Origin of the sequence: Curtobacterium sp. MCBD17_028 (genome assembly GCF_003234875.1) — a bacterium.
In the GTDB taxonomy this organism is placed as follows: domain Bacteria; phylum Actinomycetota; class Actinomycetes; order Actinomycetales; family Microbacteriaceae; genus Curtobacterium.
The window spans coordinates 372465-392039 of sequence record NZ_QKTQ01000001.1; the positions used below are offsets into that span (position 1 = coordinate 372465).

At 74.0% G+C, this 19575-nt stretch carries 21 protein-coding genes; 9 read left to right on the forward strand and 12 right to left on the reverse strand.

Annotated features, from left to right (window positions below):
• Positions 1 to 24: 24 nt before the first annotated feature.
• Positions 25 to 1479 (forward strand): S1C family serine protease, encoded by a 1455-nt coding sequence (locus DEI86_RS01695; protein WP_258376432.1) that lies wholly within the window; start codon positions 25 to 27, stop codon positions 1477 to 1479.
• A gap of 25 nt (positions 1480 to 1504) precedes the next feature.
• Here DEI86_RS01695 and DEI86_RS01700 read toward each other — a convergent pair whose 3' ends face one another.
• Both DEI86_RS01700 and DEI86_RS16775 read right to left on the reverse strand, forming a co-directional pair.
• Positions 1505 to 2935, reverse strand: coding sequence for a hypothetical protein (locus DEI86_RS01700; RefSeq protein WP_146244845.1), 1431 nt, complete (start codon positions 2933 to 2935; stop codon positions 1505 to 1507).
• A gap of 57 nt (positions 2936 to 2992) precedes the next feature.
• Entirely contained in the window at positions 2993 to 3313 is a 321-nt protein-coding gene (locus DEI86_RS16775) for a hypothetical protein (protein ID WP_258374976.1), read from the reverse strand.
• Between the two features lie 44 nt (positions 3314 to 3357).
• Here DEI86_RS16775 and DEI86_RS01710 point away from each other — a divergent pair, with 44 nt between their 5' ends.
• Positions 3358 to 3720 (forward strand): RNA-binding S4 domain-containing protein, encoded by a 363-nt coding sequence (locus tag DEI86_RS01710; RefSeq protein WP_111048635.1) that lies wholly within the window; start codon positions 3358 to 3360, stop codon positions 3718 to 3720.
• 51 nt (positions 3721 to 3771) lie between these two features.
• Here the strand turns inward: DEI86_RS01710 and DEI86_RS01715 are convergent, their stop codons facing one another.
• On the reverse strand, positions 3772 to 4716 hold the full coding sequence (locus tag DEI86_RS01715; protein WP_111048636.1) for a DnaJ domain-containing protein: 945 nt from the start codon (positions 4714 to 4716) through the stop codon (positions 3772 to 3774).
• 118 nt (positions 4717 to 4834) lie between these two features.
• Positions 4835 to 5569: a phosphotransferase gene (locus tag DEI86_RS01720; RefSeq protein WP_111048637.1), complete on the reverse strand. Its 735-nt coding sequence runs from the start codon at positions 5567 to 5569 to the stop codon at positions 4835 to 4837.
• Between the two features lie 147 nt (positions 5570 to 5716).
• Between DEI86_RS01720 and DEI86_RS01725 the strand changes: the two genes are divergently transcribed.
• Genes DEI86_RS01725 through pcp form a run of 3 tightly spaced genes read left to right on the forward strand, consistent with a single transcriptional unit; the run spans position 5717 to position 8305 of the window.
• The gene (locus tag DEI86_RS01725) at positions 5717 to 6337 is read left to right on the forward strand and encodes a GntR family transcriptional regulator (protein ID WP_181434657.1); all 621 of its coding nucleotides are present in this window, start codon (positions 5717 to 5719) and stop codon (positions 6335 to 6337) included.
• A 2-nt stretch (positions 6338 to 6339) separates the two neighbouring features.
• Entirely contained in the window at positions 6340 to 7653 is a 1314-nt protein-coding gene (locus DEI86_RS01730) for an MFS transporter (RefSeq protein ID WP_220037237.1), read from the forward strand.
• Between the two features lie 10 nt (positions 7654 to 7663).
• The gene (pcp, locus tag DEI86_RS01735) at positions 7664 to 8305 is read left to right on the forward strand and encodes a pyroglutamyl-peptidase I (RefSeq protein ID WP_111048639.1); all 642 of its coding nucleotides are present in this window, start codon (positions 7664 to 7666) and stop codon (positions 8303 to 8305) included.
• Here the strand turns inward: pcp and DEI86_RS01740 are convergent.
• From DEI86_RS01740 to DEI86_RS01750, 3 genes are read right to left on the reverse strand one after another with little or no spacing between them, the layout of a single operon-like run.
• Positions 8298 to 9236, reverse strand: a complete 939-nt coding sequence (locus DEI86_RS01740) for an NUDIX hydrolase (protein WP_111008606.1) — start codon at positions 9234 to 9236, stop codon at positions 8298 to 8300. The two genes, pcp and DEI86_RS01740, sit on opposite strands and share 8 nt — an antisense overlap.
• Positions 9237 to 9291: 55 nt before the next feature.
• A complete protein-coding gene (locus DEI86_RS01745) occupies positions 9292 to 9810 on the reverse strand; it encodes a metallophosphoesterase (protein ID WP_111008605.1) in 519 nt (172 codons plus the stop codon).
• Position 9811: 1 nt separating this feature from the next.
• Complete coding sequence (locus DEI86_RS01750) at positions 9812 to 10318, reverse strand: MarR family winged helix-turn-helix transcriptional regulator (RefSeq protein WP_111012646.1); 507 nt, start codon at positions 10316 to 10318, stop codon at positions 9812 to 9814.
• 127 nt (positions 10319 to 10445) lie between these two features.
• Between DEI86_RS01750 and DEI86_RS01755 the strand changes: the two genes are divergently transcribed.
• Complete coding sequence (locus tag DEI86_RS01755; RefSeq protein ID WP_146244846.1) at positions 10446 to 11591, forward strand: hypothetical protein; 1146 nt, start codon at positions 10446 to 10448, stop codon at positions 11589 to 11591.
• A 23-nt stretch (positions 11592 to 11614) separates the two neighbouring features.
• On the opposite strand, the gene DEI86_RS01760 is transcribed toward DEI86_RS01755, so the two are convergent.
• Together DEI86_RS01760 and DEI86_RS01765 are read right to left on the reverse strand one after the other, a co-directional pair.
• The gene (locus DEI86_RS01760) at positions 11615 to 12109 is read right to left on the reverse strand and encodes a VOC family protein (protein ID WP_111048641.1); all 495 of its coding nucleotides are present in this window, start codon (positions 12107 to 12109) and stop codon (positions 11615 to 11617) included.
• Between the two features lie 97 nt (positions 12110 to 12206).
• Positions 12207 to 12491, reverse strand: a complete 285-nt coding sequence (locus DEI86_RS01765; protein ID WP_111008601.1) for a GNAT family N-acetyltransferase — start codon at positions 12489 to 12491, stop codon at positions 12207 to 12209.
• A gap of 81 nt (positions 12492 to 12572) precedes the next feature.
• On the opposite strand from DEI86_RS01765, the gene DEI86_RS01770 reads away from it, so the two are divergent.
• A complete protein-coding gene (locus tag DEI86_RS01770) occupies positions 12573 to 13220 on the forward strand; it encodes an NADPH-dependent F420 reductase (RefSeq protein WP_111012649.1) in 648 nt (215 codons plus the stop codon).
• A 186-nt stretch (positions 13221 to 13406) separates the two neighbouring features.
• Here the strand turns inward: DEI86_RS01770 and DEI86_RS01775 are convergent, their stop codons facing one another.
• Positions 13407 to 13979 (reverse strand): hypothetical protein, encoded by a 573-nt coding sequence (locus tag DEI86_RS01775; protein WP_111048642.1) that lies wholly within the window; start codon positions 13977 to 13979, stop codon positions 13407 to 13409.
• Positions 13980 to 14040: 61 nt separating this feature from the next.
• Complete coding sequence (locus DEI86_RS01780; RefSeq protein WP_111012651.1) at positions 14041 to 15012, reverse strand: aldo/keto reductase; 972 nt, start codon at positions 15010 to 15012, stop codon at positions 14041 to 14043.
• Positions 15013 to 15898: 886 nt separating this feature from the next.
• Between DEI86_RS01780 and DEI86_RS16275 the strand changes: the two genes are divergently transcribed.
• Positions 15899 to 17077, forward strand: coding sequence for a hypothetical protein (locus DEI86_RS16275; protein ID WP_146244847.1), 1179 nt, complete (start codon positions 15899 to 15901; stop codon positions 17075 to 17077).
• A gap of 36 nt (positions 17078 to 17113) precedes the next feature.
• On the opposite strand, the gene DEI86_RS01790 is transcribed toward DEI86_RS16275, so the two are convergent.
• Positions 17114 to 17971, reverse strand: coding sequence for a LysR family transcriptional regulator (locus DEI86_RS01790; protein ID WP_111048644.1), 858 nt, complete (start codon positions 17969 to 17971; stop codon positions 17114 to 17116).
• 138 nt (positions 17972 to 18109) lie between these two features.
• Here DEI86_RS01790 and DEI86_RS01795 point away from each other — a divergent pair, with 138 nt between their 5' ends.
• The gene (locus DEI86_RS01795) at positions 18110 to 19441 is read left to right on the forward strand and encodes an MFS transporter (RefSeq protein ID WP_111008595.1); all 1332 of its coding nucleotides are present in this window, start codon (positions 18110 to 18112) and stop codon (positions 19439 to 19441) included.
• The last annotated feature ends 134 nt before the right edge of the window (positions 19442 to 19575 follow it).

Below are 19575 nucleotides of genomic sequence, written 5' to 3' on the forward strand. Positions count from 1 at the left end.
TCGGACGAGCCACCGGAGAGACCAATGACCGAGCACCCCACCACCCCCGCCGACGACGAGCGCGACGGGGACGCCCCGCGCGACACCACGCAGCCCATCGGCACGCCGGCTCCCGCAGCGGCACCGCACGTCGACCCGAGCACGTTGCGGTCCGCCTACGCGTTCGACGGATCGGGCCCCTACCTCTACGCGCCGGACGGCTCCGGCCCCTACACGTACACGCACGACGGCCACGGCCCCTACCTCGTCGGGGCCACGGCGGGCGCCACCGACCCGACCGCGGGAGCGAAGCCGAAGCGCCGCCGCGTCGGCCTCATGGTCGGGGCGGGTGTCGCCACCCTCGCGATCGTCAGCGCCGCGGGCGGCACCGCCTTCGGCCTGGCCTCCCGGGACACGGGGACCACGACCTCGAGCCAGTCGAGCGGGTCCTCGAGCAACGGATCGTCGGACAGCGGCGGCATCGGTGGCGGCTGGTCCGTCCCGGGCGACGGCTCGTCGAGCGGATCGAGCGGTTCCGGGTCGAGCGGTACGGGGTCGAGTGGATCCACCGACAGCGCCCAGACCGCGGCCACCGACTCGCAGAAGGCCGGGATCGTGACGATCGACACGACGCTCGACTACGACTCCTCGTCGCAGGCCGCCGGCACCGGGATGATCATCTCCTCCGACGGCGAGATCCTGACGAACAACCACGTCGTCGAGGACGCCACGAGCATCGAGGTGACCGTCGAGTCCACCGGCAAGACCTACACGGCGGACGTCGTCGGCACCGACAAGACCGACGACGTCGCCGTGCTCGAGCTGCGCGGGGCGTCGGACCTCACCACCGCGACACTCGACGACGACGACGACCTGGCCGTCGGCGACACCGTGACCGACGTCGGGAACGCGGAGGGCCAGGGCGAACTCGTCGCCGCGAAGGGCTCCGTGACCGCGCTCGACCAGGACATCACCGTGCAGAGCGAGTCCGGCACCGGCACGGAGTCGCTCACCGGTCTCATCGAGGTCGCGGCCGACGTCGTGTCCGGCGACTCGGGCGGCCCGCTGCTCGACTCCGAGGGCGAGGTCGTCGGGATGACCACCGCCGCGTCGTCGGGCACGAGCGACGTCACCGGGTACGCGATCCCGATCGCGACGGCCAAGAGCATCGCCGAACGGATCCTGTCCGGCACCGCGACCTCGACGATCGTCATCGGGACCCCGGCCTTCCTCGGCGCGGAGGTCTCGTCGACGAATCCGACCACCGGCTCCGGTGTCACGCTGCAGGGCGTCGTGTCCGGGTCCCCGGCCGAGAACGCCGGGCTCGCCGCGGGCGACACGATCACGAGCATCGACGGCACCGCCGTGACCGGTGCCGATCAGCTCACCGAGCTCATCCAGGCACACGCCGTGGGGGACTCGGTCACCGTCGGGTACACCGCCGCCGACGGCACGGCGGGAACGGTCACCGCGACGCTCGTCGCCGGTCCGGCCGCCTGACGCGGGACGTCCGGGAGGACCGGGGTCAGCCCGCCAGGACCGTGCGGACGAGCAGACGGTGGACGTTCGCGGACGCCTCGACCCGGATCGCGGTCCCCTCGGCCGTCGCCCGTCCGATGCGCGCGAAGCCGACGCCCGCGGCGTGGACCACCGTGACGGGACGCGGCCGCGTCGGCACCCGGAGGTGCGACACGGTCCACGGGGCGTCCCAGAACCGCGCGAGCACCGGATCGGCCGTGCGGACCGCCGCGGGCAGGTCGGGGCGGGCCGTCGGGTCCTCGACCCGGCGGTCCAGGACCGCGGCCGGGAGCCGCGGCGTCGCGAAGGCGAAGGTCCAGGACGGGGTCACCCCGAGCCTCCCGGCCGCGAGCGCCAGGAGCGTGGCGTCGTCGACGCTGCCGATGCGGAAGCCGGCCTCCTCGGTCCCGTCCAGCACGGTCACGGCGGCGTCGCCGCGCCACCAGCGGAGCCGGGTGACGGGCCCGTCCTCCCGCTGCTGCTCGAGCGTGACGGGGTCGACGCCGGCTTCCCAGGGCGCGAGCACCGCGCTCGTCAGTGACGGGACGGTGCCGAAGCGGCCGACGAGCCCCTGGTCGATGAGCGCGCGACCGCCGGGCGACCGGAGGACCGCGGGGTTCCAACGGCGGCCCGCCATGCCCTGCAGCGCCGCGAGCGCCTCGGCGTCCACCGGCACACCGAACGGGGCGAGCGTCGGGCGCACGGGGACCGGGACGTCCTCGAGCACGCGTGGCGGGTGGGCTGCGGCCGGCGCGGGGTTGACGACGCGGACGGACTCGAGCACGCGGGCGACGACGTCGTCGGTGGCGTCGAGGACCGCGAGCGGGCGCTCGGCGACGACGTCGATGCGGTGCCGACCGGTGGTGACGAGCAGGTGCGACACGAAGACGCCCGTGCGGTCGGGGGCGCGGTGGCCGAGGGCGGGAACGGGCCGGTGCGGTTCGTGTCCGTGCTCGGTGCCGTCCGACTCGCCGACCGCGGGGCGGTCCGTCGCGGCGGCGGCCTCCAGCGGCGGAGCGGGGCGGTGGTACTCGACGAGGCGGGCCGGCGCCCCCGCGCTCCCCCACGGGTCGCACCCGACGACGAGCACGCCGTCGACCGAGCCGGGCAGCCGAGCGACCAGCGCGGCGGTCTCGTCCGCGATGCCGTTGTCGCTGGGGCGGGAGCGCACGGTCACGGTGACGCCGTCACCGGTCGTCCGGAGGTCCGCGTCGGCGGCGTGCACGGTCGCCCAGGACGCGGGGCGCGTGATGCTGACGCGGGCGGTGCGGTCGGTCACGGTGTCCGCGTGCTCGCGGCGACCCGGCGTCGACCGGCCGGGCGACGGCGCCGGCATCCCGGCCGACGAGCTCACGTCCGGCGACGACGGGGCCACCGACGACGGGCCCACCGATGACGGGGCCGGTGCCGGGTTCGGTGCCTGTGGTGCGGGGACCATGCCGTTCACGGTACGGGCGTCGGGTCCCCCGCTCGACGAGGCGCGCGGGCGGCGCGCTCAGGACGCGCGTCGGCGCTCGCGGGGCGGCGGCGGCGGTGGCACCGGACGGGCGGCGACGACGGTGGCGAGGGCGATGTCGACGTCCTCGCGGCGGGTGCGCACCGTGCAGATCGTGTCGGTGCGTGCGACCAGGGTGCCGAGGGCGTCCCGCGCACCGTCGCCGTGGTGGGCGCGCACCACCAGGCGCGTGCCGATCGGGGCGGTGGCGAGGAGGGCGAGCGCCCGGCGGCGGTGGGCGTCCGCGCGGCGGACGTCGTCACGCGCAGCGGACCCCGCGTGGTCGGCAGGGTCGGCCTGGCCGTCGGGGTCGTCGTCCACGGCACTCATGGTAGGACCGGGGCGTTCCGCATAGGCTGTCGCGCATGGACCGCGCCCGCGTCGACAGCTGGTTGTGGGCGGTGCGGCTGACGAAGACCCGCTCCGCCGCCACCGCTGCCTGCCGTGCCGGGCACGTCCGGGTGAACGGCGAGCGCGTCAAGGCAGCGCAGTCGGTCGGGATCGGCGACGAGGTGCGGTTGCGGAGCAACGGGGTCGAACGGATCGTCGTCGTGCGCGGGATCGTCGTCAAGCGCGTCGGGGCACCGGTGGCCGCCACGTGTCTGGAGGACCGGACGCCCCCACCGCCGCCGCGCGAGGAGACGGCCTGGTTGCCGGTGCGGGACCGCGGAGCGGGTCGACCGACCGGGCGGGAGCGCCGCGACCTCGAGAAGCTGCGCGGGTACTGAAGCCGCGTCTCGGCTCGGCGCTCGGCGCTCGCGGTCCGACGACGAGCACGGTCAGACGAAGCGGACCGTCTCCTGGAGCCGCGCGCGGAGCTCGAACACGTCGACCGATCCCGTCTCGGCACCGGGGCCGAGCAACACGCCGGCCAGGGCGCTCCGCCGCACGACGAACGCGGTCGGTCTGCGTGCCGGCCCCACGAGCCGGACGTCGTCGTCGACCGCGGAGTCCGGGACGACCAGGAGCCGGCCCGTGAACCGGACGCGGGTCGCCTTCTGGACCGTGCGCGCAGCCCGGACGAGTTCGCGCACCGGGCGCTCCCCCGGCGCGAGGGTCGCGCCGACGACCTCGCCGTGCTCGATGCGGACGGGAGCACCCCAGTCGATGGACTCGAGCGCCCAGAGTCCGCTCGTCGTGAGGACGACGTGGTCCAGCTTGCCCTCGGGCCCGGCGTCGAGGTCGTGCCACACCGTCACACCGATCCCGAGGTCGGCGACGATCGCCGCGGTCGCCTCCTCGGCGAGCGCCTCGGCCAGGAGACGGCGGATGTGGCGAGGGGCGGAGCGGACGAGTGCCGGGTCGTACGGGTCCTCGATCGGGTCGCCGAGCCCGACCCACTCGCGCTCGGCGGCGAGGAAGACCTCGCGCGACAGTCCGCCGGGGTGCCCGAAGGACCGGGCACGTGGGCGGGAGTCGCGGCGCGCGGCGGGCGGCGCGTAGGCGTCACGGCCCGAGGCCGGACGCCCCGCGGGGTCGCCGGCGGGTCCGTGCCCGGCGATCGCCGAACGGGAGGCTCCGGCGTCGTACGCCCGGCGCGCCTCGGGGGTGCCGACGCGTTCCCACGCCTCTTGCAACAGGCGGAACGAGCGCGGGTCCCCGCCGAGGTCCGGATGGGTCTCGCGGGCAGCCCGGCGGTAGGCGCGCCGGAGGGTGTCGTCGTCGGCGGAGGCGGGGACGCCGAGCACCTCGTACGGGGTGGCGTCGGCAGGGCTGTCGCTCATGGCGGTGGAACACTACCGGCTCGCCGCGCGGAGGACGCCCCGTGTTCGCCGTGGGCTCGCCGTGCTCCCGCTGGGCGCGGGCTGCGTGCCGGTGTGGTGCCGCCCGCGTGAGCCCTGCTCAGGCCACGGCGTGCCGGATGGCGTCGGCGTGGTGCTCGATGTAGGCGACGTCGGCGCGGTAGAGCTCGGCGTGGCCCGCCGCCAGGTCCCGGGCGAACTTCGGGTCCCCGGCGGCGGCCTCGGACTCGATGGTCGTCACGAGGGCGACGAGGCCCGCGACCACGGCCTCGACGAGCCCCGCTCGGCTGGACGCGTCGAGGTCGTAGGCGCGGCAGAACTCGGCCGCACGGGCGAGCTGGTCGTCGAGACGCGTCACGGGGGTGTCCCCGGTCGTCAGCGGCGCGAACCGGTAGACCGCCGACGCGACGTCCCACACCCGCGGCCCGGGGTGGGCCGTGTCGAAGTCGATGATCCCGACCGCGGCCCGGCCGTCGAACACGCAGTTGTACGGGGCGAAGTCGCCGTGGCAGATCGTCTCGACAGGAGCACGGTCGGCTTGGGACCACACGTCGTCCGCCGCCACCGCGTAGGTGGCAGCGGCGTCGTGGTAGTTGCGCAGCAGCCGGGCCGCGGTGACGAGCGCGGCCTCGGACGCGACGTCGTCGGTCCAGGGGTACTCACCCGCGAGACCGGGGATGAACGACACGGTCTCGAGCGCCGCACCGAGCGCGATCGGCTCCGGCGCCTCCACGAACCCGCGCTCGTGGAGGTGTGCGAGCAGCCGGTGCACGGTCGGTGTCCAGGGCCCAGCGGGGCGGTGGACACGGTCCTCGGCTCGCGTGATCCTCTCCATGGCGGTCCCTCCAGTCGGACGTCGCCGTCGACGCCGTCCCGTCAATCTACGCGGTGGCACCTCGGGAGTCCGGGCCGGAAACGCGATGTTCACATGCTCCTCGGACAAGCTGCACGGACACTTGCATGCAAGACGTACGATCGACACATGTCGTCCGCGGAGCGCGCCTACGAGCACACGAAGCAGCGGATCATCCGCGGTGAACTCCCTGGCGGTGCCCTCCTCAGCGAGGGGGTCGTCTGCCAGGAGCTCGGCATCAGCCGGACCCCGGTGCACGAGGCGTTCCTCCGGCTCGCCGCGGAGCAACTGCTCACGCTCGAATCCCGGAAGGGCGCCGTCGTCCGCCCCATGTCCCCGAGCGAGTCCGCCGACGTCCTCGAGATGCGGGAAGCGGTCGAGGCGTCCGCGGCGACCCGAGCACTCCGCGGTGGCCCGCGTCCGGACCTCGTGCCCGTGCTCGACGACCTCCTGCGCGACCAGGCCGACGCGATCGCGGAACACGACGTGGACCGCTTCGTCGACGCCGACGACGCGTTCCACACCGCGGTCGTCGCGGCCGCGGAGAACCCCGTCGCGGTGCACTTCACCCGCCTCCTCCACGACCGCCAGCAACGCCTCCGGCACCAGCTCATCCGGGTCCGTCCCGAGCAGCTCCACCCGGCGCTCGACCAGCACCGCGCACTGGCGCGGGCCGTCGCCGCCGGCGACGCCGCCCGCTACGCCGAGGTGCTCCGCGACCACGTCGCCGGGCACCGGGGCGCGCTGTGAGCGTGGACACGTCGACGGGAGCGGTCCCGTTGCAGCGGACCGGGCCTCCCGGCCGGACCGGTGCCACGAGCCGGCGGGCAGCACGGGTGCGGCCGTGGCTCGCGGTGTGGGGCGCCGTCTTCGTCTGCTCGTGGGGCGGCAACCAGTTCAGCCCGCTGCTGCTCATGTACCAGGAGCGTGCGCACTACTCGACGCTCCTCGTCAACGCGTTCCTCGGCGTGTACGTCCTCGGTCTCGCACCGGCACTGCTCGTCGCCGGGTCGCTCTCCGACCGGCACGGACGCCGCCCCCTCATGCTCGTCGGGGTCACGGCGGCGCTCGTCGGCAGCGGCCTCCTGGCCCTCGGTCCGTTCGGCGCGGGGTACCTCGCGGCCGGGCGACTGTGCTCCGGGATCACCGTGGGCATCGCCATGGCCGTCGGGAACAGCTGGGTGAAGGAACTGTCCCAGGGCCGGTACGACCCGGCGGCGGACGCCGGATCGGGTGCACGACGGGCATCGCTCGCCTTCACCCTCGGATCCGGCAGCGGCGCACTCGTCGCCGGCTGCATGGCCCAGTGGGGCCCGGTCCCCGAGGTCCTGCCGTTCCTCGTGCACATCGCCGTCGCGGTCCCGTTCCTCGTCGTCGTGCTGCGCGCACCCGAGACCCACACGTCCGGCGGCGTCACCGGGCCCTGGTGGCGGCAGCTCCGCGTGCCGTCGGCCGGACACCGGCGCTTCGTCCGCGTGGTCATGGTGTCGGCCCCGCTCGTGTTCGCGTCCGCCGCGATCGCGTACGGCTACCTGCCCACCCAGTTGCACGACGCGACCGGACGCTGGGGGCTCGTCTTCGCGACCGCCGCGACGGTCGTCGCGCTCGGGGTGTCGAGTGCGGTCCAACCGATCGCCGCACGGGTGCACTCCGTGTCGAGCGCGCGCGGGCTCGTCGTCGCCGTGCTCGTGATGACCGTCGGCATCGCGGTCGTCGCGCTCGCGATCGCGGCCGACTCGGTCTGGATCGGGCTCGTGGCGAACGCGGTCGTCGGTGCCGGCATGGGCATCGCCCTGGTGTCGAGCCTGCTCGAGGTGCAGCGGATCGCGTCGAGTCGGGACCTCGCGGGCCTCACCGGCGTGTTCTACGCGGTCGCGTACGCGGGGTTCCTCGCCCCGGCCGTGATCGCCGCGGTGGCCGCCGTCGCGCCGGTGACGGCGATCCTGCTCGTGGTCGTCGGCCTCGGTCTCGTGGCGTGGGTGCTCGTGGGCGTCTCGTCGCGCCGCCACCTGCCCGCCGCGGCCGCGGGCGTCGGACCGGACGACCCCACGGCGCACCTGGGTTAGGGTCGCGGGCGTGACCACGATCCTCCTGACCGGGTTCGAGCCGTTCGCGGACGCGACCCGCAACCCGTCCTGGGACGCCGTCGAGCGCGTCGCCGCGACCTGGACGGGTCCGGAACGCGTCGAGGCCGTCCTGCTGCCCGTCGCGTTCGGACGCTCGGTCGACGCACTCCGTGACGCCGTCGAGCGGGTGACGCCGGACGTCGTGGTCGCGGTCGGGCTCGCCGAGGGGCGCAGCGCGATCACGCCCGAGCGGGTCGCCGTCAACCTCGACGACGCCCGGATCCCGGACGCCGACGGCGCGCAGCCCGTGGACGTGCCCGTCCTGCCGGGAGGCCCGGCCGCGTACTTCACGACGCTCCCGGTCAAGCGCATGGTCGCCGCCGCACGCGCGGCGGGCGCACCGGCCGCGCTGTCCGCCACGGCCGGCGCGTACGTGTGCAACCACGTGTTCTACGCGCTGCAGGCGTTGGCCGGGGCCGGGGTGCGCTCCGGGTTCGTGCACGTGCCCGCGACGCCCGAGACCCTGCGCGAGGCGGACGACGCCGTCCGGACGGTGTCGCTCGACGTGCTCGTCACCGGACTCGCCGCAGCGGTCCGCGCCGCGCTGGACCCGGCACCCGACCTGGCCGTCGCGGGCGGTGCGATCAGCTAGCGGTCAGCGCTCGGAGCCAGGACGGCCCCGTCACCGACGCTCCGAGGGCCTCGACGCGCGCTCGCAGCCCGCGGTCGGCCGTCACGACGACGACCGGACCGGCCGCTCTCGCGATCGCCCGGTGCACGGACTCGACGATCGCGTCGTCACCCGCGCCGGTCGCGCGGACGACCTCGACCTCGGGGCCGTCGGTCCGGGCGGCACGCGCATCTCCCTCGAGGACGACCGACCACCGCGGCCACCACCGACCGGCACCGAGTCCGAGTTCCGCAGCGGCCAGTCCCGACGCGGCGAGCGCGCCGATCGCGTCCACGAGTCGCTCGGCGGCGCCGGCGCGGTCCCGCCACCAGCCGTCCGGCACGCTGCCGACGACGTTCGCGGCGTCGACGACGACCACGGGCTCGGTCACGAGCACACCGCGGAGGGCCGGCCAGCTCGCGCCGAACCCGGGGTGCAGGGGCAGCCCCTCGACGTCGTCGACCGGCACCCAGTCGAGGGCGAGGCTCTCGCGGTCGCCGACCTCGGCCCGGAACGGGTGGACGGCGCGTGCCACCACCGTCGTGTAGGTCCAGAACCCGAGGTCGAGCACGGAGGTGTGGCGGATCCGGAGCGCGGCGGCGGGGACACCGGCTTCCTCCGCGGACTCGCGGAGCGCTCCGGTGACCGCGTCCTCACCCTGGTGTCGCGCACCACCCGGGATGCCCCAGGTCCCGCCGTGGTGGCTCCACTCGACACGGTGCTGCAGCAGGACGCGGCCCGCACCGTCGTCGACGAGCAGCCCCGCGGCGCCGAACAGCCCCCACGCCTTCTGACCGTCCGGCCCGTACGCCCACGCGTCGCCCGGGTCCCGGGGGCCGGGCGGCGGCCCCGGCGGGAGGGACGGCGCGGCCTCCGCGGGCACCGCGCGCTCGTCGTGCCGGTCGTCCGTCATCGCCCCAGCGTCCCACGTCGGCACACCGCACGGCCAGTCGGGTCGCGCCGCGGCCTCAGCGCTCCCGCGGGACCGGTGGGAGGCGCACGAGTTCGACCGCGAGGTCGCGACCGTCGACCACCGCGGTCATCCACGTGTGGTCGGGCTGTCGTCGCCGGTCCGTCGGCGATCCGGGGTTGAGCAGTCGGAGCCCGCTCGACGCGGTGGAGTCCCAGGGGATGTGCGAGTGCCCGAACACGAGGACGTCGACGTCGGGGAACCGCTGCGCCATCCGGGCGTCGCGTCCCGCCGCGGCCCCGGTCTCGTGCACGACCGCGAACCGCAGGCCCTCGACGTGCTCGTGTGCGACGAGTGGCAGCCGGTCCGCGAACCCCGGTTCGACGTCGTTGTTGCCGCGCACCGCGACGAGCCGTCGAGCCCGGGCTGCGATCCGGTCGACGGTCGCCAGGTCCACCCAGTCCCCCGCGTGCACCACGAGGTCGGCGTCCTCGATCGCTGCCCAGAGCGCCGGCGGGAGGTCCTTCGCGCGCCGGGGCAGGTGGGTGTCGGACAGGAACACGAGGCGGGTGGGCACGTCAGGCCTCCATCGGGGCCGCGGCGCCCGGCAGGTCGTCGTCGTCGATGTCGGGAACCGGCACGGGATCCTCGGTCTCCGCGGCGTTGAGGCGCTCGAGCAGACCGGCGAGCAGCGCGACGTCGTCGTCGGACCACGACGCCAGCCGTTCCTCCAGGCTCTCGCGGTGCACGCGGACGGAGCGTTCCAGCGCCGCCTCGCCGGCCGCCGTCACCGCGAGCGGCTTCGCGTTCCCGGTGCCCCCGTCGACCTGCTCGATCAGGCCGGCGGCCAGGAGGCCCGACAACTGGCGCGAGATCGTCGACCGGTTGAGCCGCAGGTACCGCGCGATGTCGATCGCCATACACCCGTAGTGCTGGGCGACGAAGTCGACCAGCGAGTGATCGACGATGCTGAGCGCGGCTTCGGGACCTCGGGCGCGGACCGCGGCGCGCCGGGTGATCCGCGCGAGTTCCCGGTAGGCCCGGGTGATCTCGGCGGCACGAAGCCGATCGGTTCCCTGCTCCATCGACGAGTCCCTCCCTGTCGTCGCGTCCGCCGCGACCCGCTCCGCGAACGTGCCAGCGTGCGCGGTGCACCGCGTCGTGTACGCGACACGCTAGCGGACCGGGGATCGAAGTTGTACAGTGCAACACGTGTCCGATGTTGCAAAGAACAACTTGCTACCCGTCCGTCGCCTGACCGAGCGGCCGACGCCCGGTCACGCCGCCGACCGCCACGCCGGCAGCGCGCCCGCGCACGAGCCGTCCATGCTCCGTCCCGCCGGGCTCGGTCGGCTCCTGCTGTCGTTCGCCTCCCACATCCTCGTCCCACTGTTCCTCGCCGCGGGGATGGGCCTGGCCTACCTCGGCGCATTCCACGCCCCGACCCCGAAGGACCTGCCCGTCGGGGTCGTCGGCACGGGAGCCGCGACCCAGGTGTTCGCACAGACCGTCACCGACCGGTCCGACGGCGCGCTCGTCGCCCACGTGGTGCAGGACCCCGCGCATGCGCGTGCGGCGATCCGCGACCGTGATCTGGCGGCCGTGTACGCGCCGGGGTCGACGAGCGCCACCCTCTACGTGTCCACCGCCGCGTCGGACACCACCGCGACCGCTGCCGAGCGGATCTTCGTGCCCATCGCCTACCAGCAGCACCTGCCGTTCCACGTGGTCGACGTCGTCGCCGTGCACGACGAGGACGCGACGGGCCAGGGACTCTTCTTCCTGCTGGTCGCACTCAGCGTCGGCGGGTACTCGAGCGCGATCGCGGTCGCCGCGTTCTCCGGGCGGCTCCGCCTGCTCTGGACGGCGGTCATCGGCGTCGCGACCGCCGGGGTCGTCGCGGGGATCGGCGTCGTCATCGCCGGTCCCGTCTACGGCGTGATCACGCACCATGCGTGGCCGATCTTCCTGTTCGCCTGGATGTACGACCTCGTCATCATCGCGCTCGGTGTCGGACTCCACCCGATGCTCGGCCGGTGGACCACGCCGATCCTCACGATGCTGTTCGTGATGCTCAACTTCACGTCGTCGGGCGGGATCTTCCAGCCGGCGTTCCAGCCCGGGCTGTTCGCGGGACTCCACACCTTCTGGAGCGGCGCGGCCTGGCTGCAAGCGGCACAGGACCTGCAGTACTTCCCCGCGGCATCCCTCGGCCGCAGCGCCCTCGTGTTGGCGCTCTGGCTGGCCACCGCCGTGCTCCTGGTGCTCGTCGTGCACGGACTCGTCGCCCGACGGACCCGGATCGCCCGCGAACGCGAGGTCTCCCGACTGGAGGAGGAGCAGGTCGTCGCTGCCTGAGCACCCCCGGTTCGGAGCGAGGTTCAGCCCGCGGTCCCCGCGCCTCCGCGTCCGTCGGCGGCTGCTTCGAGCGCGGCGATGTCGAGCTTCACCATGTCCTGCATGGCGAGCATGGCGCGGGTCCGCCGTCCGGGAACGGGGTCCGCGAGGAGCTCGGCGAGTCGGACGGGCGTGACCTGCCACGCGACGCCCCACCGGTCCGTGCACCACCCGCACGCCACCTCGTGGCCGCCGTCGCTCGTGAACGCGTCCCAGAGCCGGTCGACCTCGTCCTGCGTGTCGCAGTCGACCTGGAACGAGATCGCATCGGAGTGCGGGTGCCCCGGTCCGCCGTTCATCGCTCGCCATCGCTGCCCGAAGAGCGTGAACTCGACCACCAGCGCCTTGCCCGCGTCGGGCGTGCCGTCCGGCCATCGGCCGATCGAGTCGATGCGGGCGTCCGGGAACAGGCCCGTGTAGAAGGTGACGGCCTCCTCGGCCTGGTCGTCGAACCAGAGGAACGGGACGATTCGCTGCACGGGAGTGTCCTCTCCGGCGGTCACGACGTCGGACGACCGCCTCGGCGGGACACTACTGCCGAGGCGCCGGGATCACCAGGCGGTCCACATCGTGGGGTCATCGGGAGAGCAGGTCGGCCTTGTCCGGGTGGTCCTCGAACCACTGACCGACGAACCAGCACATCGGGACGATCCGGCGGGTGCTCGTGGCCTCGACGTCGGCGACGGCCTGCTCGACGAGCTCACCCGCGTAGCCGTGACCCCGATGCGCGGGCACCGTGTACGTGTGCGGGAACGCGATCGAGTCGCCGTTTACCCGGTAGTCGAGCACGCTGACCAGGGCCCCGTCCACGTAGAGCGCGTAGCGGTCGCGGTCGGTCTCGTTGCGGAACTCGTGCGCCATCGTGCCATCCTGCCCGCCACCCCCGCGCGCTGCCCGGACGTGCGCTGACCATCGCGCGTCCGACCGGAGCACACTCGATCCATGACCACCATCGGATTCATCGGATCAGGGAACATCGGTTCGCAGCTCGCCCGGCTCGCCGTGCAGAACGGCTACGACGTCGTGATGAGCAACTCGCGCGGCCCCGAGACCCTGTCGGACCTCGTCGACGAACTCGGACCGCACGCGACCGCCGGGACCCCGGAGGACGCAGCGACCAAGGGCGACGTCGTCGTCGTGACCACGCCGCTCGCCGCGATCGAGACCATCCCCGTCGAGCCCCTCGTCGGCAAGGTCGTGATCGACACGAACAACTACTACCCGCAGCGGGACGGGCAGATCGCGGCCCTCGACGAGGAGACGACCACGGTGTCGGAACTGCTCCAGCACCACCTGCCGCAGTCGCACGTCGTCAAGGCCTTCAACCACATCGCCGCGGCCGACCTGACCACCGCGGGGACCCCGCGCGGTACCGAGGGGCGCCGTGCCCTCGTCGTGGCCGGTGACGACGACGAGGCGAAGCAGGCCGTGGGCGACCTGATCGACGAGTTCGGGTTCGACGCCGTGGACATCGGACGTCTGAGCGAGGGCTGGCGCATCCAGCGCGACACCCCCGGGTACGTCAAGCCGTACGCCGCGATCGACCTCGAGCTGGCGGTCGCGGACGCGAAGCGTTACCGCGACATGTGAGTCCGGGCCGGCGGCCGCGGCCGCTGGCGGTCGCGGCCACTGGCGGTCGCGGCCCCCACCCCCCGGCACACCCGCCGAGATCGCAGAAGATGCCGCTCTGACCTGGGTCGGAGCGGCATCTTCTGCGATCTCGGCGAAGGGGGGCGCGGGGCCGGCCGGGCGGGCCGCCCGGCGCGGCCGGGCGGGTCAGCGGCGGCGGAGCGCCTTGCGCACCACGCCCTTCGCGACGTTGTGGGGGCGCTGCATCTCGCCCTCCTTGGCACCGACCACGATGATCCAACCGCCGAAGATCGCCTGGAGCCACTGCAGGCGCTGGAGCTTCCGCTGCACGCGCGCGAGCTCGGGTGACGTGCCAGGCGCCGGCTCCGTGGCCCCGGCCGCCGGCTGCCCCTTGCGCGCGTCCGCCTCGACGAGCTTGCCGTAGCGGTTGCCGACGACGGCCGTCCACAGCGTCACACCCGCGCCGACCAGGGTCACGACGGCCTTGTAGGTGTTGATGCGGTGCATGCCGTGCTGGACCGCGCTCCGCGGCGCGTTGTGCGCGGTCACGTCGAGGTCGGCGAGCAGGTGCAGCACGACGGCGCCCGTCTGGATCGGCCCCCAGCGCCGCCACCCGATGGTGGTGAGACGGGTCCGTTCCTCCGGGTCCTCGGCTCGGGCCGCGGCGCCGTTGAGCCCGATGGCACCCATGAGGGAGCCGCCGAACCACGCGGCCGCGGTCAGGTCGTGGATGGATCGTCCGGGGCGGTTGCCTGCCATGTCCCGGACGCTACGCGCGGACGGCGCAGGAACGCCCAGCCGCTGTACGCCGGCGCTCGGGTCAGACCCCCTCGAACACCAGCGTCATCTCGGCGAGGTCGTCCTCGGACGGGGTCCAGGCGGAACCGGCGTCGACGTTCTGGGCGATCTGCTCCGGCTTGGTCGCACCCGCGATGACGCTCGTGAGTCCGGGCTGGGCCAGCAGCCACGCGAACGTCGCCTGGAGCATGGTCACGCCCCTGGCCTCGCAGAAGCGCTGGTACTCCTCGATGACGTCCCACGGGGCGTCGTCGAGCAGCTGCGGCTTGATGTTCGTGATCCGGGCGTCCGCCGGGCCGCCGCCGCGTCGGGTGTACTTGCCGGTGAGCAGGCCGTTGGCGAGCGGGAAGTACGGCAGGAACCCGAGCGCGTACGCCCGCACCGCCGGCAGGACCTCGGCCTCGGCACCACGAGCGAGCGGGCTGTACTCGTTCTGGGCCGACACGAACGACGTGGTGCCGGCGATGGAGGCGGTGAGCTCGGCCTCGGCGATCTGCCACCCGGCGAAGTTCGAGTGCCCGATGTAGCGGATCTTGCCCTCGCGCACGAGGTCGTCGAGCACCGACAGGGTCTCCTCGATCGGCGTGATCGGGTCGGGGACGTGCATCTGGTACAGGTCGATCCAGTCCGTGCCGAGTCGACGCAACGACGCCTCGACGGCGAGCCGGACGTACCGACGCGAGCCACGGACGCCCCAGTCGGGCCCGTTCGCACCGCGCATGTCGCTGCCGAACTTCGTCGCGAGCACGACCTCGTCGCGACGACCGGCGAGGGACCTGCCCATCATCGACTCGCTCCGGCCGGGCTCGCCGCCGTAGATGTCCGCGGTGTCGAACAGGGTGACTCCGGCGTCGAGCGCAGCGTGGACGACGGCGTCCGTGCCCTCCTGCGTCTCGGTGGCGGTGCCTGGTCTGCCGAAGTTGTTGCAGCCGAGCCCGACGGTCGAGACGACCAGGCCGGAGGGACCGAGAGGACGGTGTTCGATGTCTGCCATGCCGCAGACGCTACCGGCGTCACCCGCACTGGGGCGTCCGGGAACGGGCGCCGCGCACTAGAACAGTAGGACGGACCATCGAGAGGGAGCACGCGTGGGCCAGCACCGCATGCCGGGCGCGACGCCGGACCAGGCGTCGACGCCGGACGTGCCGACCCCTCCGCCAGCGACCGGGACGCGTGGCCTCCCGGCGTGGGTGACCGCACCACCGACGCCCGTGGCACCCGTCCCGGCTCCGCAGACCGCCGCGCCCGCCGAACCGGGCGTCACACGGCCCGTCGCCGCGGCTGATCGCCCCGCCGTGGCGACCGGACGCCCCGTGACGGAGGGTGCGACGACGCCCGTTCCCGCCGCGCGCACGGTTCCTGCTGATCCGCTTCGTCGTCCGCGGACCGCGCGAGCCCCCCTGCCCCCCGCGCCGCTCTCCCCCACGGTCGACACCGGAGCGATCGAGGCGGCCCGCCGTCACGCGGCGTCCGGCACGGCGTCGCGGATCGCGGCGACCGTCCGTCCGGGCACCTCCGACCCGACCGCGCCGCCCGTACCCGACCTCGCGGCATCCCTCACCGCGACCGTTGCCGGGCACGGCTCCGCAACCGCATCGGAGGCGGACGCTCACGTCACGTCCCCGCTCCCCACCGGCGAGCCGCACGCCGGTCCCACCGGCCGGACCGCATCGGGTCGCGTCCCGGGCCAGGTCCCGGTCCCGGATCCCGGGAGGCCCGGCGTCGGCATCGCGGGTGCCGTCCGCCCCGCCACGTCCGGGTCACCGATCGTGGCGACCCCGGGTGGGCCGAGCGCCGTCGCGCCGCAGCCGACGGAACGACGGACGACTGACGCCGCCGAAGGGCCTGTCGAACCCCGGCCGGGTCAGCCGCGGTTCTCGGTGCCCGGGCTCGAGTACCTCGTGGTCGGAGGCCCCGTCGACGAGGACCTGCCCCGACCCGTCGGGGCCCCCAGGCCCGTCCCGGGGACGCCGGTCGCACCGGCGTGGGCGACTCCGACGGGCGCTGCCGCACCGCAGGCCGCACCGATCCCGCCCGGGACGATGAGCCTCGTGACGCCGGACACCGTCGACCCCGCCGCTCCGGCGTCGCCCTTCCCGGCTCCGGCACCCCCGGCCCCGACCGCGCGGGACCGGCGTCGTGCCGCCGCTGCCGAGAAGCAGGCCGCGGCAGCGGAACGGGCAGCGCAGAAGCAGACCGCGGCCGCAGAGCGCGCCGCGCAGAAGCAGACGGCCGCCGCAGAGCGCGCCGCCCAGAAGCAGACCGCCGCCGCAGAGCGCGCCGCCCAGAAGCAGACCGCGACGGCAGAGCGCGCCGCCCAGAAGCAGACGGCCGCCGCACGCACCGCCCCGGAGCAGCCTGCTCCGGCCGTCGGCGCCGCCGAGCAGCCCGCGGCGACGGCCGCGCAGACGTCGGACCACCGGGGCAGCGAGGGCAACGACGAGCCGGTCGTGTTCGCTCGCTCCGCCGCCTCGGCCGTGTCCCTCGCCGGTCGACGTGGTCGATCCGGTCGCCGCGGCGCCCGGACCGAGCGAGCGCACGGCCTCCACCGCGCAGCCCCCGTCGGGAGCCGAGAACCGCACGGATCCGACGCCGGCGCGCCCCGCCGGGCCGGGGCCCGGACCGACGACCCGCGGCGGGTCTCCCGGACCGACGACCCGCGGCGGGCCTCCCGGACCGACGCGGCACGGGCCTCCCGGACCGACGGGCCGGACGGACGCCCGGCCGTCAGCCCCGGCACCGCCGCCGCACTCGCGGTGGTCGCCGGCCTCGCGACGCTCGCGGTCGGTGCCTGGTTCCTGCTCGTCGCGGGTCAGGTGCACGTCGTGGCCCTCGTGCTCGGCGGCCTCGCGATCGGTCTGGCCGTGATGGTGCTGCGGGCACGGGCAGCTGCGTCGTGGACCCGTCTGCTCTCGCTCGTCGGACTCGTGTTCGGCATCGCTGGCAGCGCCGTGCTGCTCGCAGGCCTCGCGAGCGCGCTCGCGCCGACCCTCGGGCTGCACCTGCCGGACCTCGGCACGATGACCGGGACCGGCAGCGCGACGTCCGTCACCTGGTGACGCCGCGGACCCGACCGGACGACCGGACCGCGCGGGTCAGACCGCGCGGATCACGCCGCGGCTGAGGATCGCGTTCGTCAACGCGTCGACGGGCCCGCGACCGGCGGCCGGGTTCGCCATGAGGACGTAGTCGACGGCCGGGAGGTCCGGCAACACCAGCCGCTGGGACACCTTGACGAGATCGGCCGGGATGAGGGAGTGCGGGAACACCGCCACCCCGATGCCCGCTCGGACCGCCGCGAGCACGCCGTTGACGTCGCGCGTGTTGCACGTGATCCGCCACGTGCGGCCGACGGCCTCGAGCGCGTCGATGGCCATCTGGCGACTGATGCTCGGCGCCTGGTAGGCGATGAGCGGCACGGGTTCGTTCGGCTCGAGCGCGATGCCGTCCTGGGCCATCCACACCATCTGGTCGCTCGCGACGCGCGTGCCCTCGGCGGGCTGCCCGGCGGTCTGCTTGATGAACACGAGGTCGAGCTGACCGGCCTTGAGCCGCCGGAGCAGCGGACCCGACTGGTTGACCGTGAGCTCGAGGTTGATGTGCGGGTGGAGCCGCCGGAAGTCGCGGAGGATGCGGGGCAGCTGGGTGATCGCGAGGTCGTCGGCCGCCCCGAAGCGCAGGCGCCCGCGGTTCGCCTGGCCCGAGAAGTACGCATCGGCCTGCCCGTGTGCGGCGAGGATCGTGCGCGCGAAACCGGCCATGGCGTCGCCGTTGTCCGTGAGCGCCACGCCCCGCGTGTCCCGGACGAGGAGGGTCCGGGACACCGCGGTCTCGAGCTTCCGGACGTGCTGGCTGACCGTGGGTTGGCTGATGCCGAGCCGGCCCGCGGCCTGCGTGAAGCTCAGGGTCTCCGCGAGCGTCAGGAACGTGCGGAGCAGGATCGGATCGAGCAACAGTTCCCCCGGTGGTCGCGGCGATGGTCATCACGGAACGCAATGGATTGATAGGGACGATAGCCCTCGGCAATGGGTGCCGGCGATTAGTTTCGAAGATGAACAGCATTCGCCACCGATCGCCGGAGCCCCAGAACCGTGAGCGCCCCCTCGTCCTCGTCCACCCTCTACCCGCCGACGGAGCCGCTCCCCGTCCTGGCGACCCGCCCGCCGTGGCGACACACCCTCATCGCCCTGTCGGTACCGAACTTCCGGCTCTTCACGGCGACGAACCTGGTCGCGATGACCGCCGGGTGGATGCAGCGCGTCGCGCAGGACTGGCTCGTGCTCCAGCTCACGCACTCCGTGGCCGACGTCGGGATCACCGTCGCGATGCAGTTCGCCCCGATGCTCCTGTTCGGGCTGTTCGGCGGCGTCATCGTGGACCGCTACTCGAAGCGCGCGCTGATGATGCTCACGCAGGCGTCGTTCGCGCTGCTCAGCGGCGTGCTGGCCGCGCTGACGCTCGCGGGGGTCGTGCAGGCCTGGCACATCTGGGTGATCGCGTTCGTCGTCGGGCTCGTCACCGTGATCGACAATCCGGCGCGGCAGGTGTTCGTCACCGAGATCGTCGGACAGGAGCACCTCCGGAACGCGATCAGCGTCAACTCGTCGGTGTTCCAGCTCGGCGGCATGATCGGCCCGGCGCTCTCCGGCATCCTGCTCGTCGCGGTCGGGGCCGGCTGGTCGTTCGGCATCAACGGCATCGCCTGCGCGGCGGTCGTGGTGACCCTGGGGTTCCTCCGCGTCTCCGAACTCCACCGGATGCCGGCCGTGCCGCCGTCGAAGGGCCAGCTGCAGGAGGGCCTCCGCTACGCCATCCGGAAGCCGACGATCATCGTGCCCGTGGTGCTCGTCGCGTTCTTCTCGGTGTTCGCGCTGACCATGCCGGTGCTCCTGTCCGCGTTCGCCTCGGACGTCTACCACGTCGGGGCTGGCGGCTACGGCGTGTTCAACTCGATGGTCGCGATCGGCGCGCTGACCGGCGCGCTCCTGTCGACGCGGCGTGCGGTGGTACGACTGCGGACCATCGTCGGCGGCGTCGGCATCACGGGGCTGCTCCTCGTCCTCGCCGGCGCCGCGCCGATGATCGCGCCGTTCGCGCTCATCCTCGTCGCGGTCGGGATGGCGCAGCTGCTGTTCCAGACGGCGTCGAACTCACTCGTCCAGATGTCGTCGAACATCGGGATCCGCGGCCGTGTGATGTCGCTGTACGTGCTCGTCCTGCTCGGCGGCCAGGCGATCGGCGGGCCGGTCATGGGGCAGATCGTCGACCGCTTCGGTGCGCACGTCGGCATGGTCGTCGCGGGTGGGGTGCCCGCGATCGCCGCCGCGGTCATCGCGGTCGTGCTCGCTCGACGGGGCGGGCTGCACCTGGAGGTCCGCCTGCGGCACCACCTGCCGCTCCCGGCCATCGTCGGCCAGCACTAGGGGGCCGACGGACGGGAGGGACGGGCGGAGCCGCCCCGTCCCTCCCGTCCGTCGTGTACCCGTCTGGAACCGCACCCTCAGGGCGTTACTCTCTTCGGGGAAGCGGGCACCTCACGCGTGCACGGCGAGGAGCG